Genomic DNA, 12,700 nt, shown 5'->3' with positions numbered 1-12,700 from the left:
ACCGGGCCGCGCCGTCGGGCCCCAGCACTCATTGCTAATGTCAGCGTAAGAGAATAGTATTCTCACAAATTGCGAAGGAGGATTTCATGGGGCAGTTGTCGCATCGGGAGGACGTTCCGTTCCCGATCTTTGACGCGGATAACCACCTCTACGAGCCGCCGGAGGCGCTCACCAAGTACCTGCCAAAGGAGTACAAGAACCACATCCAGTACGTGCAGGTCAACGGGCGCACCAAGATCGCCATCCGCGGCCAGATCAGCAACTACATTCCCAACCCCACCTTCGAGGTCGTAGCTCGGCCGGGTGCCTGGGAGGAGTACTTCAAGTTCGGCAATCCGGACGGCAAGAGCAAGCGCGAGCTGTTCGGTGAGCCGATGCGCGCGATTCCGGCGTTCTTCGAGCCCGGGCCGCGGCTGGAGAAGATGAACGAGCTGGGTCTGGACCGCACCCTGATGTTCCCAACCTTGGCCAGCCTGCTCGAGGAACGGCTGCGTGATGACCCGGTCGCCATCCACGTCCTGATCCATGCGCTCAACGAGTGGCTGGATGAGGTCTGGGGGTTCAACTACGAGAACCGCATCTTTACCACCCCGGTCATCACCCTGCCAATCGTCGAGAAGGCGATCGAAGAGCTGGAATGGGCGGTCAAGCGTGGCGCCCGCGCCATCCTGATCCGCCCGGCTCCGGTTCCCGGGTTCCGTGGCCCCCGGTCGTTCGCGGTGCCGGAGTTCGACCCGTTCTGGGAGCGGGTCGTCGAGTACGACCTGTTGGTCGGCATGCACTCCAGCGACAGCGGTTACTCGCGGTACACGTCCGAGTGGGACGGCGCCGAACAGGAAATGCTGCCGTTCCAGACCAATGCGATGGGCATCCTCAACGAGTGGCGGCCGATCCAGGACGCCGTGGGTTCGTGGGTCATCCACGGCGCGCTGTACCGCCACCCGAAACTGAAAGTCGCGATCGTCGAGGCCGGGTCGAAGTGGATGACCCCGTTGCTGGACGGACTGGCCGAGGTATTCCGCAAGGCGCCGGAAGCTTTCCCGAGCGACCCCGTTGAGATGGTCAAGAACCGTATCCACGTCAGCCCCTTCTTTGAAGACGGCATCGACGACCTGATCAACCTCGTCGGGGTGGACCAGGTCTTGTACGGATCGGACTGGCCGCATCCGGAAGGGCTGGCGGAGCCGACCTTCTACGTCAACGCGCTCTCGCACCTGTCCGTCGAGGACCAGGCCAAGATCATGGGCGGCAACCTCGGTCGACTCGTCACGGTGTGACCCGACCCCCGCCCAATCGGAGCGAGCCGCCATGGCAGACCATCCCCGAGATGGTCTTGAGAGCGGCGGACCGGTTCGGCGACGCAGAGGCGGTCGTGGACGGTCCGCTGCGCTGCACCTTCGGTGAGCTTATCGATCGGATACGTTGCGCTGCAGGATCTTTCGCTGACCTCGGGATCGACCGGGGCGACCGGGTCGCCATTTGGGCGCCCAACTGCGCCGAGTGGATCGTCGCCGCCTTCGGGTTGCTCACGGCGGGCGGCGTTCTGGTTCCGGTCAATACCCGGTTCAAGACCGCCGAGGCCGGCGACATTTTGCGCCGCAGCGGGGTGAAGGCCGTCCTGGTCCAGTCGGGGTTTTTGGATCAGGACTACTCGGTGCCCGCGGGGATCCCGGTCATCGACTTCAAATCCGACTTTCTGTCCAGCGGTTCACCATTCGAGCGCCGGGTGGACGGTGATGACATCTCCGACATCATCTTCACCTCAGGCACCACGGGGCGCCCGAAAGGCGCGATGATGAACCATCGTCAGACGCTGCGGATGTACGAGGAGTGGGCGACCCTGGCCGACCTGCGTCCGGGTGACCGCTACCTGCAGATCAATCCGTACTTCCATACATTCGGGCTGAAGGCGGGGCTGGTGACCTCCTTCTTGCGCGGGGCGACGATGGTTCCGGTGGCGGTGTTCGATATCGACACCGTGGTGAATCTAATTGAGCACGAACGCATCACGATGCTGCCGGGACCGCCGACGCTGTATCACTCGCTGCTGACGGTCGCCGACAAGTCGAAGCTGTTGACGTTGCGGGCCGGGGTCACCGGCGCCGCCGACATCCCTGTCGAGCTGGTTCGGCGGATTCATGGCGAGTTGCCGTTCAAGACGCTGATGACCGGGTACGGGCTCACCGAGGCCGGCAACGTGACTCTGTCCAGACCCGGCGACTCCTTCGAAGACGTCGCCACGACGGCGGGACTGCCCTGTGCCGGCGTCGAGGTGTGCATCGCCGACGACGGCGAGGTGTTGGTCCGGGGTTACGGCGTGATGCAGGGATATCTCGACGACCCCGTGGCCACGGCAGAGGCGATCGACAGCGACGGCTGGCTGCACACCGGGGATCTGGGCAACATCGATGACGCCGGCCGGCTGCGCATCGTGGGCCGCAAGAAGGACATGTTCATCGTCGGCGGATTCAATGCGTATCCCGCCGAGATCGAGGGTCTGTTGATCGGCCACGCGGCCGTGGCGCAGGCCGCCGTCATCGGTGTTCCCGACGAGCGGCTCGGGCAGGTGGGCAAGGCATTCGTCGTCCGGAAGGGTCCCGTTGAGGAGCAGGAGTTGATCGACTGGTGCCGGCAGCGGATGGCGGGCTTCAAGGTGCCGCGTTCGGTGGAGTTTCTCGAGGCCCTGCCGCTGAATGCGACCGGCAAAGTGGTCAAAGACCTGCTCCGTTAGCGGGGGAGTCTCCGGATGAGCAGTCGCGCCCCGTTGCCCGCGCCGAGTAGGGTGAGCCAACGGCGACGCCCGTCGCATCACAAACCGCGCTGGAAGAGGCGGCCAGCGCGATCTTCATCACCGGCGGGCAAGCGGTGGTAGAGGAGTTTGGTTTGGGCGACGATAAGCCTCGTTCGATGCTTCCGAGACGGAATCATTCCCGTTGAAAAGGGACGACGCGCCCCAGACGGCGGCCGAATTCCGGTCGCTGGCGGATCAGGCCGAGGATGAGGCCACCGAAGCCGAAGCTCTCGCCACCGCGGCGCGCGCCCGGGCCCGCGCCATCCGATTACGCCACCGAGCCGCAACTGTGGACGCTGAGAAGAAGACCGGAGAGCCGGTTATCCACGATCCGGTCACCGTGGAAGCGAAGGCGTATTCGGAGTCAGTAGAACTCGACACGGGCGAGCCGGAAGTCGTCGTCGATGCGAGCGAGTTGGCCGACGATGACACCTTTTTGCGCACCGGCGAGCCCGACCTGCTGGGGCCCGGACTGCTGAGCCGACGGAGACTAGGTTCGGTTGCCGCAGCGCTCGCCGTCATCGTGATTCTTGCCGCGCTTGGCGCCGGTGTGGAGATGATGGTGTTGCACAAGAACGCGGTCCGGGAGCGTCAGCGGATCGCGGAATATGCCGCGGCCGCGCGGCACGGCGTGGTGACCCTGACATCACTGGACTACGAACACGCCAACGAGGACGTGCAGCAAATACTTCAAGTCTCCACCGGCACTTTCAAGGACGACTTCCTGAAGACGGCGGAAGACTTCACCATCACCGTTCGGGAGTCAAAGGTAATTCTGCAGGGCACCGTTCAGGCCGCGGCGGTCGAGCTGGATTCGGTGACGGACAAGTCTGCGGTGGTTTTGGTTGCCAGCTCCTCGGAAGTCACGAATGCTGACGGCGCCAAACAGGATCCACGCAAGTACCGGCTCATCGTTACCGTCACCCGCGAGGGCGGGCAGCTCAAAATGTCGAAAGTGGAGTTCATTCCGTGACCACTGAATCAGCTACGCCGGAGAGAACCGCGCGAAAGGCGGGCCCGAAGCGGGGAAAATGGTCGGGCAAAATCGGCGCCGCCCTACTGATGCTGCTGGTGGTCACCTCTTTGTCGGTGTTGGCCGCACTGTACAGGTCCACCTACAAACCGGATCGCGACGTCAACAGCGAAGCGGCGAAGGCGGCGATCACCGCGGCCAGCGAGGGAACGGTTGCCATCCTTTCGTATTCACCCGACACGCTCGACCGCGACTTCACTACCGCCAGATCGCATTTGACCGGTGAGTTCCTCACTTACTACGACAATTTCAGTAAGCAGGTCGTCGCACCGGCCGCCACGGTGAATCAGGTGAAGACGAGTGCGGTGGTACTGCGTGGAGCGCTCACCGAGTTCCACCCCGACTCGGCCACCGTGTTGGTGTTCGCCAATCAGAGCACCCAGAGCCAGGACCGGCCCGAGCCGGCGACGAAATCCAGCACGGTGCTGGTCACGCTGACGAAAGCTGATGGAAAGTGGCTGATTTCGCAGTTCAACCCGGCCTAGGGAGCGGCGCCAATGACTGCGCCGGCGACGATGCAGAGTGCAGCGATGGGAAGGAGCGGCGCCAATGACTGCGCCGGCGACGATGCAGAGTGCAGCGATGGGGTGGGGGCACCTCCCGCTTGCGGGGGAGAGCGGCGCCAATGACGAACGGTGACCTGCACTCGATGGTGATCGCATCGGACTACCGGATCCCGGACCCGACCCGGGTATGGCCGCTGCTCGAGCGCAACAAGGCGGCCCTGGCCGACATCGGCGCCCATCACGTCCTGGTCTACCTGTCGACGCACGATTACGGTCGCGTGCTGGTGATGATCGGAGTGCACAGTCGCGAGCCGATTGTCGAACTGCTGCAATCGCGGGTCTTCTTCGACTGGTTCGATGAGGCTGGGGTGGACGACATTCCGGCGGTATTCGCCGGCGAGATCGTCGAGCGATTCGTCACCACCCAGCCCGCCGCGCCCAAGGCGCCGGGCGTGGTACTCGCCGCCTTCGCGTCGGTGGAGGACGTGTCCACACTCACCGCGGAGGTTGGGTTCGCCATGGACAGGTTCGCCGCGGCCGGGATCCGAAAGACCTGGGTGTTCCAAGCTTTTGACGACTCGCAGGAGGTGCTGATCCTGCAGGAGTTTCCGGACGAGGAGGGTGCGCGCCGGTGGATCGACCATCCCGATGCCACCGCCGAGTGGATGACGGGCGGGGCAGGCACGGGCGCCTATCCGCCGCTATTCGTGGGCCGTTACTTCGACATGATGCGGATCGACGCGGAATAGCCGGACCAGCCGATGTTCGTGTGCCTGTGTAACGGCATCACCAGCCAGGCCGTGGCCGATGCCGTCGCGGCCGGAGCCACCACCTGCAACCAGGTTGCCGCCGCGTGCGGGGCCGGCGACGATTGCGGGCGATGCCGGCGCACGGTGCGGGCGATCATCTCGTCGACCGGACGGGTGTCGAGCGGCTAGCTCCGGTGCGCGTCCTGCGGCGGCGACATGGATCCCACCAATTGCCCTAGCAGGTACGGGATTTCCAGTCGGGGCAACACTACTTCGACGAACACCATCCGGTCCTTGTGTTCGGCGGCAGCCGTCAGCGCGTCGTCGAGTTCGCCATAGGTTTGTGCGCGGAACGCCAAATGGTTGTCAACCCCCAACGTATTGGGAACGTCGGTCCATCGCCAGGCCACAATGTCGTTGTAAGGGGCCGTTTCACCGTGGATGGCCCGTTCCACGGTATAGCCGTCGTTGTTGACCACCACGATCACCGGTGACAGCCCTTCCCGGGAAAAGCTGCCCAGTTCCTGCACAGTGAGTTGCGCTGCTCCGTCGCCGATCAGCAGGACGGTCCTGCGTTCCGGATGTGCCACCGCGGCGCCGAAAGCGGCGGGCAGTGTGTAACCGATTGAGCCCCAGAGGGGTTGGCCGATAAAGGTGACTCCCTGAGGTAGCACGTGGTCGGCCATGCCGTAGAACGATGTTCCCTGGTCGGCCAGCACGACATTTCCGGGGGTGAGCGCCGAGCACAACCGGTCCCACAACATCCGTTGCGTGAGCGGCTCGTCCCGAGCGGGAGTGGGAGGTGGCGGCGTCGTGGGTGGCGGCGCCACCGCCGGCGACTTGATTCCGCGCTCGGTGAGGATCGCGGCCAAAGCCTTGAGGGCGGCACCCATCTCGAGCGGGGCGAACACCTCGTCGCCGACGCTGCTTTGGTACTGCCCGATGTCGATGGTGCGGGCGGGGTCGATCCGTTGGCTGAAGAACCCGCTGACCATGTCGGTGAACACCACCCCGGCGGTAACCAGTACCGGTGCCTGCTCGATGGCCGTGCGGACCCGTTCGGCGCTGGCCGCTCCGGCGTAGATACCCAGGAAGTTGGGTGAGCTCTCGTCGAGCAGACTCTTGCCCCACACCAGCGTGGCGTGCGGCACCACATCGGCCGACAGCAACGATTCGAGCTCCTCGACGGCTTGCAGGCGATGGACCAACAGGTCGGCGAGCACCGTCAACTGGTGGTCGGCGATCAGTTTGGCAGCTGCCTCGGTGAACAGCGTCAGGGCCCGGGGACTGGTGCCGCCGGAGTAGCTGCGCAGGGGCGCGACCGGCGGTTCGGTGGGAAAGCGTGCCACGTCGGTCGACATCAGGATATATCCCGGGCGCTTCTGCTCCCGCACCTCCTCGAGCACCCGGTCGATTTCCCGGCATGCCGTGGCAGGCATGAGATTGGCTTGGGCACAGGTGATTTCGCGACTGATGCGGTAGAAGTGCTCGAAGTCGCCGTCGCCGAGCGAGTGATGCAAGGCCCGGCGGGTAGCCTGAGCGTCCTTGGATGGGCCGCCGACGATGTGGACGACGGGCACGTGTTCGGCGTAGCTGCCCGCGATCGCGTTGGCGGCGGAGAGCTCACCCACCCCGAATGTCGTTACCACAGCCGACAATCCGCGCAACCGGCCGTAGCCGTCGGCGGCATAGCCGGCGTTGAGTTCATTGGCGTTTCCGACCCACCGGAGCTTCGGGTGGGCCACGATGTGGTCGAGGAACGCCAGGTTGTAGTCGCCAGGCACGCCGAAGATTTCCGAGACGCCAAGTTCGGCGAGGCGGTCCAGCAGGTAGTCACCGACGGTGTAAACGGGATCAGCCACGGAAACGACGGTACGCCCCGCTAAGGGCGCTTCGGCAACAAGACTATTCCCGCCGAGGCACTGTTTCGATATGGTGCGGGCCATGGCAATCAAAGAATCCCGCGACATCGTCATCGAAGCCAGTCCCGAGGAGATCCTGGATGTCATCGCTGACTTCGAGGCGATGCCGGAGTGGTCTGAACCGCACCAGAGCGCCGAGATCCTCGAGACGGGAGCCGACGGGCGTCCCAGCAAAGTGAAGATGAAGGTCAAGACTGCGGGCATCACCGACGAGCAGGTGGTGGCCTACACCTGGAGCGGCAACGAGGTCACCTGGACGCTGGTCAGTTCCGGCCAGCAGAAGTCGCAGGACGGCAAGTACTCCTTAACGCCGCAGGGCGGCAAGGACGGAGAGGCGACGCTGGTGAAGATGGAGATCACCGTCGACCCGAACGTCCCGCTGCCGGGGTTCGTGCTCAAGCGGGCCGTCAAGGGCACCATCGATTCGGCGACCAAGGAACTGCGCAACCGGGTGCTGAAGGTCAAGAAGGGCAAGTAGTTCACGTGGTTCGCGGGGGACCACTGGCCGGGGTCAAGGTCATCGAACTCGGCGGTATCGGACCGGGACCGCATGCCGGCATGGTGCTGGCCGACCTGGGCGCCGACGTGGTGCGGGTGCGCCGGCCCGGCGGACTGACGATGCCGGCCGAGGATCGCGATCTGTTGCACCGCGGGAAGCGGATCGTAGATCTGGATGTCAAGTCGCAACCCGGCGTGCTGCTGGGGTTGGCGGGCAAGGCCGACGTGCTGCTGGACTGCTTCCGCCCGGGAACCTGCGAGCGCCTGGGCATTGGCCCGGAGGACTGCGCGGCCGTCAACCCCAGCCTGATCTATGCCCGTATCACCGGTTGGGGACAGCACGGACCGCTCGCGTCGACTGCCGGACACGACATCAACTACCTGTCGCAGACCGGCGCGATGTCTTCGCTCGGCTACCGCGACCGGCCCCCGACGCCGCCGTTGAACCTGGTCGCCGACTTCGGCGGCGGGTCGATGCTGGTGTTGCTGGGCATTGTCACCGCGTTGTACGAGCGCGAGCGTTCGGGGCGGGGTCAGGTCGTCGACGCCGCGATGGTTGACGGGGTCAGCGTGCTGGCCCAGATGATGTGGACGATGAAATCGACCGGGGCACTGCGCGATGAGCGCGAATCGTTTCTGCTTGACGGCGGCGCTCCGTTCTACCGCTGCTACGAAACCTCTGACGGCAAATACATGGCCGTCGGCGCCATCGAACCGCAGTTCTTCGCGGCGTTGCTGGCCGGTCTCGGCTTGTCGACCGAAGAAGTGCCGAATCAGCTTGACGTGGCGGCGTTCCCGCGGATGCGCGAGCTGTTCACGGCCAAGTTCGCCAGCCGCACGCGCGACGAGTGGACCGAGGTGTTCGCCGGTACGGACGCATGCGTGACGCCGGTGCTGACCTGGACGGAGGCGGCCGTCGACGCGCACCTGCGGGGGCGATCCACCGTGATCACCGCACACGGTGTCGATCAGGCCGCGCCCGCGCCCCGGTTCTCCCGCACCCCGGCCGATCCTGTAGGGCCGCCGCCGGGTACCACCACGCCGCTGACCGAAATCGGCTGGTAACGAATAATTGACGCAACACCGCCCGCAACCGCGGCAGCGTTGCTAGCTTGGCCTGGATGGCCGTACAAGCGTCGCGGGAAATCGTCATTGACGCGCCGCCGGAGAAGATCATGGCAGCGCTGCGAGATGTCGATGCCCTGCCACAGCTGTCGCCGTTGCACAAGAAGGTCGAGGTTCTCGACTGCTATCCCGACGGCAGTCCGCATCACGTAAAGGCGACGGTCAAGATTCTGGGCATCGTCGACAACGAGATCCTGGAATATCACTGGGGACCGGACTGGGTGGTCTGGGACGCCAAAGAGACCTTCCAGCAGCACGGGCAACACATCGAATACACCGTAAAGCCCGAAGGCGTCGACAAATCCCGGGTGCGGTTCGACATCACCGTCGAACCGGCCGGACCCATTCCCGCTTTTCTCGTCAAACGGACCAGCAAGGCGGTACTGGCGGCGGCTACCGAAGGCTTGCGCAAGCTGGTCGAGGACGCCGACCGCTCCGATCCATCGGATTAGCCACGATTAGTTCGGCCGCCGCCGGGTAGCCGACTTGGCGATGAGCGATTCTCCGACGACGGCCGGCCCGCCCGGGCCTCGGGATCAGCGGACAGTCGCTAACGCCGCCCGGTTCGCCGGTGCGGTGGTGGTGGTCGCACTGCTCGTACTGTTCCTGACCGTCATGTGGGCCAGTGGCTGCAAATCCGGCTCCGGGGACCAAGCGCTGGAGCAGTGCGGCGCGTTGCGGCGCAACGCCTTAGCGTTCGGGTCACCGCTGATCTTGTTGCTGGGCGGTCTCGCCGCATTCGTGCGCGCCTACCGGGTCTGGCTGGTGCGAGGACGGTGGTGGGTCTGGCAGGGCATCGGCTGGTTCCTTTTGGCACTGATGCTTGCCGTGCTGTTCATGGCGGTGCCCGCAAGTCTGCTTTAGCTTCGGCGCGTGGCGTTTCGCCATAGTCCGGGACGGCATTGGATTGATAATTTGGTAGCAATGGCCGTCCAAGCATCGTCCGAAATCGTCATCGACGCTTCTCCCGAGGTCATAATCGACGCGCTTGCCGATATGGACTCGGTACCTTCGTGGTCCTCGGTGCACAAACGCGCCGAGGTGATCGACACCTACCCCGATGGCCGCCCGCATCATGTGAAGGTCTGGATCAGGGTGACCGGGATCGTCGACACCGAGCTGTTGGAATACCACTGGGGTCCCGATTGGATGGTGTGGGACGCGAAAAGGACGGCCCAGCAACACGGACAGCATGGCGAGTACAACCTCATCCGCGAGGGCGAGAACAAGACCCGGGTGCGATTCACCATCACCGTGGAACCTTCGGCGCCGTTGCCCGAATTCTGGGTCAAACTAGCTCGAAAGAAGATACTCAATTCCGCGCTGGAGGGTTTACGTAAGCGCGTGATGGGCGATTAGCGCAATGCGGCGAGCCGCCGCAGCGCCTCGTCCAGGGTGTCGTCGCGTTTGCAGAATGTGAAGCGCACCAGATGATTCCAGAGATCGGCGTGGGGGGCGGCCGGGTCACACAAGGCTGACATCGGGATGGCGGCCACACCGACCTGCTCCGGCAGAGCCGCACAGAAGGCGGTGCTGTCGTCGTAGCCCAATGGACGGGGATCGGCGCACAGGAAGTAGGTGCCGCGACTGTCGTGTACCGAGAAGCCGATCTCGGCGAGGCCGGATGCCAACCGATCGCGCCGTGCCTGCAACGAGTTGCGCAAGTCGGACACCCACTTCTCCTGGGTGTCCAGTGCCAGGGCGACCGCGGGCTGGAACGGGGCGCCGCCGACATAGCTCAGGTACTGTTTGGCCGCACGCACCCCGGTAATCAATTCCGCAGGGCCGCAAGCCCATCCGATTTTCCAGCCGGTGCAGTTGAACATCTTCGCCGCGCTCGAGATGGTCAGGGTGCGCTCGGCCATGCCGGCGAAGCCCGCCAGCGGCTGGTGGGTGTGGCCGTCATACACCAGGTGCTCATACACCTCGTCGGTGATCACCAGCAGGTCCGCTTCGATAGCGATGTCGGCGATCGCTTGGAGCTCAGGCGTGCTGAGCACCGCCCCGGTGGGATTATGCGGCGAGTTCACGATCAGCGCCCTGGTTCGGGGTGTCACAGCGCGCCGCAGTGCGTCAGCGTCCAGGGCGAAGCCCCGCCCGTCCGGGACCAGGGGCACCGCGACCCGGTGCGCGCCGGCCATCGCGACCACCGGTGAGTAAGAGTCGTAGAACGGCTCGATCAGCAATACCTCGGAGCCGGGCTCCACCAAGCCCAGGACGGCGCTGGCGATGGCCTCGGTAGCCCCGACGGTGACCAGCACTTCGGTGTCGGGGTCGTAGTCGATGCCGAAGTGTCGTCGGCGCTGGGCGGCGATGGCCTGGCGCAGCGGAGCGATGCCCAAACCGGGTGGGTACTGGTTGACGCCTTCGGCGATGGCGTCCTGGGCGGCGCGGAGCATTTCCGGCGGGCCGTCCTCGTCGGGAAAACCCTGCCCGAGGTTCACCGCGCCGATGCGCGCGGCCAGCGCCGACATCTCGGCGAACACCGTGGTCGCGTAGGGCTGCAGCCTCGGCACCGTCATGGTGGACGAGCTTAGGGCTAAGGCGGTGGTTCGCTGATTCCTACTACTTGCTGAGTATTGGACCGTGCAGCGCCGCTTGGACGCCGAACGTCACGCTGGTGTGACGCTGGACGCCGAGGGCAACACTGGTGTGACGCTCGACGGCGGTATGCGAGAGAAACCTTGCCCATAGAACAGCCATCTGGCCTAACCCGCTCGCGGACAATTCGCCCCAACCGGGGGCTGACCTGCGAAATCCCTCCCAACCAACAGGTTGGCCGAGCGCCCTGTTAGTGTGCCTGTACTGGACCTAGTCTGTAAGACGGATCCAAACCCTCCCTTCTGGAACAGGAAATCGACATGTCCGAAGAAGCCTTCATCTATGAGGCCATCCGTACGCCCCGCGGTAAGCAACGCAACGGCTCCCTGAACGAAGTCAAGCCATTGAGCCTGGTCGTGGGCTTGATAGACGAGCTCCGGCGGCGCAACCCCGATCTCGACGAGAACCTGATCAGCGATGTCATCCTGGGCTGCGTCTCGCCGGTCGGTGACCAGGGCGGCGACATCGCCCGGGCTGCGGTGCTGGCTTCGGGTATGCCGGTCACCTCCGGCGGCGTGCAGCTCAACCGGTTCTGCGCGTCGGGCCTCGAGGCCGTCAACACCGCAGCCCAGAAGGTGCGCTCGGGTTGGGACGACCTGGTGCTGGCCGGCGGCGTTGAGTCCATGAGCCGGGTACCGATGGGATCCGACGGCGGCGCGATGGGTCTTGACCCGGCGACCAACTACGACGTGATGTTCGTCCCGCAGGGCATCGGCGCCGACCTGATCGCCACCATCGAGGGCTTCTCGCGTGACGACGTGGACAACTACGCGCTGCGCAGCCAGGAGAAGGCGGCCGAGGCGTGGTCGGGCGGCTACTTCGCCAAGTCCGTGGTGCCGGTCCGTGACCAGAACGGTCTGCTGATCCTCGACCACGACGAGCACATGCGGCCCGACACCACCAAGGAAGGCCTGGGCAAGCTGAAGCCGGCGTTCGAGGCCCTCGCCGCGATGGGTGGCTTCGACGACGTGGCGCTGCAGAAGTACCACTACGTCGAGAAGATCAACCACGTCCACACCGGTGGTAACTCCTCCGGGATCGTCGACGGCGCGGCGCTGGTGATGATCGGGTCGGAAAAGGCGGGCGCGGCCATCAACGCCACCCCGCGGGCTCGCATCGTCGCCACCGCTACCAGCGGTGCCGACCCGGTGATCATGCTGACGGGCCCGACTCCGGCCACCAAGAAGGTGCTGGACCGTGCGGGCCTGACCGTTGACGACATCGACCTGTTCGAGCTCAACGAGGCCTTCGCGTCGGTGGTGCTCAAGTTCCAGAAGGATCTGAACATCCCGGACGAGAAGCTGAACGTCAACGGCGGCGCGATCGCCATGGGCCACCCGCTGGGTGCGACCGGTGCCATGATTCTGGGCACCATGGTCGACGAGCTGGAGCGGCGCAACGCCCGGCGCGCGTTGGTGACGCTGTGTATTGGCGGCGGCATGGGTGTCGCGACGATCATCGAGAGGGTTTAAATA

The 12,700-nt window shown here is 64.8% G+C and carries 14 protein-coding genes and 1 pseudogene; 13 read left to right on the top strand and 2 right to left on the bottom strand.

The window, feature by feature from the left end; all coding sequences use genetic code 11:
- Positions 1 to 86: 86 nt before the first annotated feature.
- From A5645_RS03020 to A5645_RS02995, 7 genes and pseudogenes are all read left to right on the top strand, one after another.
- Positions 87 to 1,277: an amidohydrolase family protein gene (locus tag A5645_RS03020; RefSeq protein WP_065037414.1), complete on the top strand. Its 1,191-nt coding sequence runs from the start codon at positions 87 to 89 to the stop codon at positions 1,275 to 1,277.
- A complete protein-coding gene (locus tag A5645_RS03015) occupies positions 1,274 to 2,731 on the top strand; it encodes a FadD3 family acyl-CoA ligase (protein ID WP_301336976.1) in 1,458 nt (485 codons plus the stop codon). The genes A5645_RS03020 and A5645_RS03015 overlap by 4 nt, the downstream gene beginning before the upstream one ends.
- Before the next feature lie 202 nt (positions 2,732 to 2,933).
- The gene (locus tag A5645_RS03010; protein ID WP_065128430.1) at positions 2,934 to 3,764 is read left to right on the top strand and encodes an Rv1363c family protein; all 831 of its coding nucleotides are present in this window, start codon (positions 2,934 to 2,936) and stop codon (positions 3,762 to 3,764) included.
- Positions 3,761 to 4,309, top strand: a complete 549-nt coding sequence (locus A5645_RS03005) for a twin-arginine translocation pathway signal (RefSeq protein WP_065037417.1) — start codon at positions 3,761 to 3,763, stop codon at positions 4,307 to 4,309. The genes A5645_RS03010 and A5645_RS03005 overlap by 4 nt, the downstream gene beginning before the upstream one ends.
- Before the next feature lie 12 nt (positions 4,310 to 4,321).
- Positions 4,322 to 4,445 (top strand): annotated as a pseudogene (locus A5645_RS27505) (sirohydrochlorin chelatase); the annotation flags it as partial.
- Positions 4,446 to 4,449: 4 nt separating this feature from the next.
- Positions 4,450 to 5,079 carry a fatty-acid--CoA ligase gene (locus A5645_RS03000; RefSeq protein WP_065037418.1) on the top strand — a complete coding sequence of 210 codons (630 nt, stop codon included), beginning with the start codon at positions 4,450 to 4,452 and terminating at the stop codon, positions 5,077 to 5,079.
- A gap of 12 nt (positions 5,080 to 5,091) precedes the next feature.
- Positions 5,092 to 5,268, top strand: coding sequence for a (2Fe-2S)-binding protein (locus tag A5645_RS02995; RefSeq protein WP_065037419.1), 177 nt, complete (start codon positions 5,092 to 5,094; stop codon positions 5,266 to 5,268).
- Here A5645_RS02995 and A5645_RS02990 read toward each other — a convergent pair.
- Positions 5,265 to 6,941 carry an alpha-keto acid decarboxylase family protein gene (locus tag A5645_RS02990; RefSeq protein ID WP_065128429.1) on the bottom strand — a complete coding sequence of 559 codons (1,677 nt, stop codon included), beginning with the start codon at positions 6,939 to 6,941 and terminating at the stop codon, positions 5,265 to 5,267. The genes A5645_RS02995 and A5645_RS02990 overlap by 4 nt on opposite strands.
- A gap of 82 nt (positions 6,942 to 7,023) precedes the next feature.
- Between A5645_RS02990 and A5645_RS02985 the strand changes: the two genes are divergently transcribed.
- The 5 genes from A5645_RS02985 to A5645_RS02965 are packed head-to-tail and all read left to right on the top strand — an operon-like array spanning position 7,024 to position 9,983.
- Positions 7,024 to 7,479: an SRPBCC family protein gene (locus tag A5645_RS02985; protein WP_065037447.1), complete on the top strand. Its 456-nt coding sequence runs from the start codon at positions 7,024 to 7,026 to the stop codon at positions 7,477 to 7,479.
- Positions 7,480 to 7,484: 5 nt separating this feature from the next.
- A complete protein-coding gene (locus tag A5645_RS02980; protein WP_065037421.1) occupies positions 7,485 to 8,564 on the top strand; it encodes a CaiB/BaiF CoA transferase family protein in 1,080 nt (359 codons plus the stop codon).
- Between the two features lie 56 nt (positions 8,565 to 8,620).
- Positions 8,621 to 9,076: an SRPBCC family protein gene (locus A5645_RS02975; protein ID WP_065128428.1), complete on the top strand. Its 456-nt coding sequence runs from the start codon at positions 8,621 to 8,623 to the stop codon at positions 9,074 to 9,076.
- A gap of 40 nt (positions 9,077 to 9,116) precedes the next feature.
- Complete coding sequence (locus A5645_RS02970; RefSeq protein ID WP_065128427.1) at positions 9,117 to 9,488, top strand: hypothetical protein; 372 nt, start codon at positions 9,117 to 9,119, stop codon at positions 9,486 to 9,488.
- Positions 9,489 to 9,548: 60 nt separating this feature from the next.
- Positions 9,549 to 9,983, top strand: a complete 435-nt coding sequence (locus tag A5645_RS02965; protein WP_065037424.1) for an SRPBCC family protein — start codon at positions 9,549 to 9,551, stop codon at positions 9,981 to 9,983.
- Here the strand turns inward: A5645_RS02965 and A5645_RS02960 are convergent.
- Positions 9,980 to 11,146, bottom strand: coding sequence for a pyridoxal phosphate-dependent aminotransferase (locus tag A5645_RS02960; RefSeq protein WP_065128426.1), 1,167 nt, complete (start codon positions 11,144 to 11,146; stop codon positions 9,980 to 9,982). The genes A5645_RS02965 and A5645_RS02960 overlap by 4 nt on opposite strands.
- Before the next feature lie 339 nt (positions 11,147 to 11,485).
- Between A5645_RS02960 and A5645_RS02955 the strand changes: the two genes are divergently transcribed.
- Entirely contained in the window at positions 11,486 to 12,697 is a 1,212-nt protein-coding gene (locus A5645_RS02955; RefSeq protein ID WP_065037426.1) for an acetyl-CoA C-acetyltransferase, read from the top strand.
- Positions 12,698 to 12,700 lie beyond the last annotated feature (3 nt).

It is taken from the genome of Mycobacterium asiaticum, from assembly GCF_001673635.1.
In the GTDB taxonomy this organism is placed as follows: Bacteria; Actinomycetota; Actinomycetes; order Mycobacteriales; family Mycobacteriaceae; genus Mycobacterium; species Mycobacterium asiaticum_C.
This window is presented reverse-complemented; position numbering and strand designations above follow the sequence as displayed.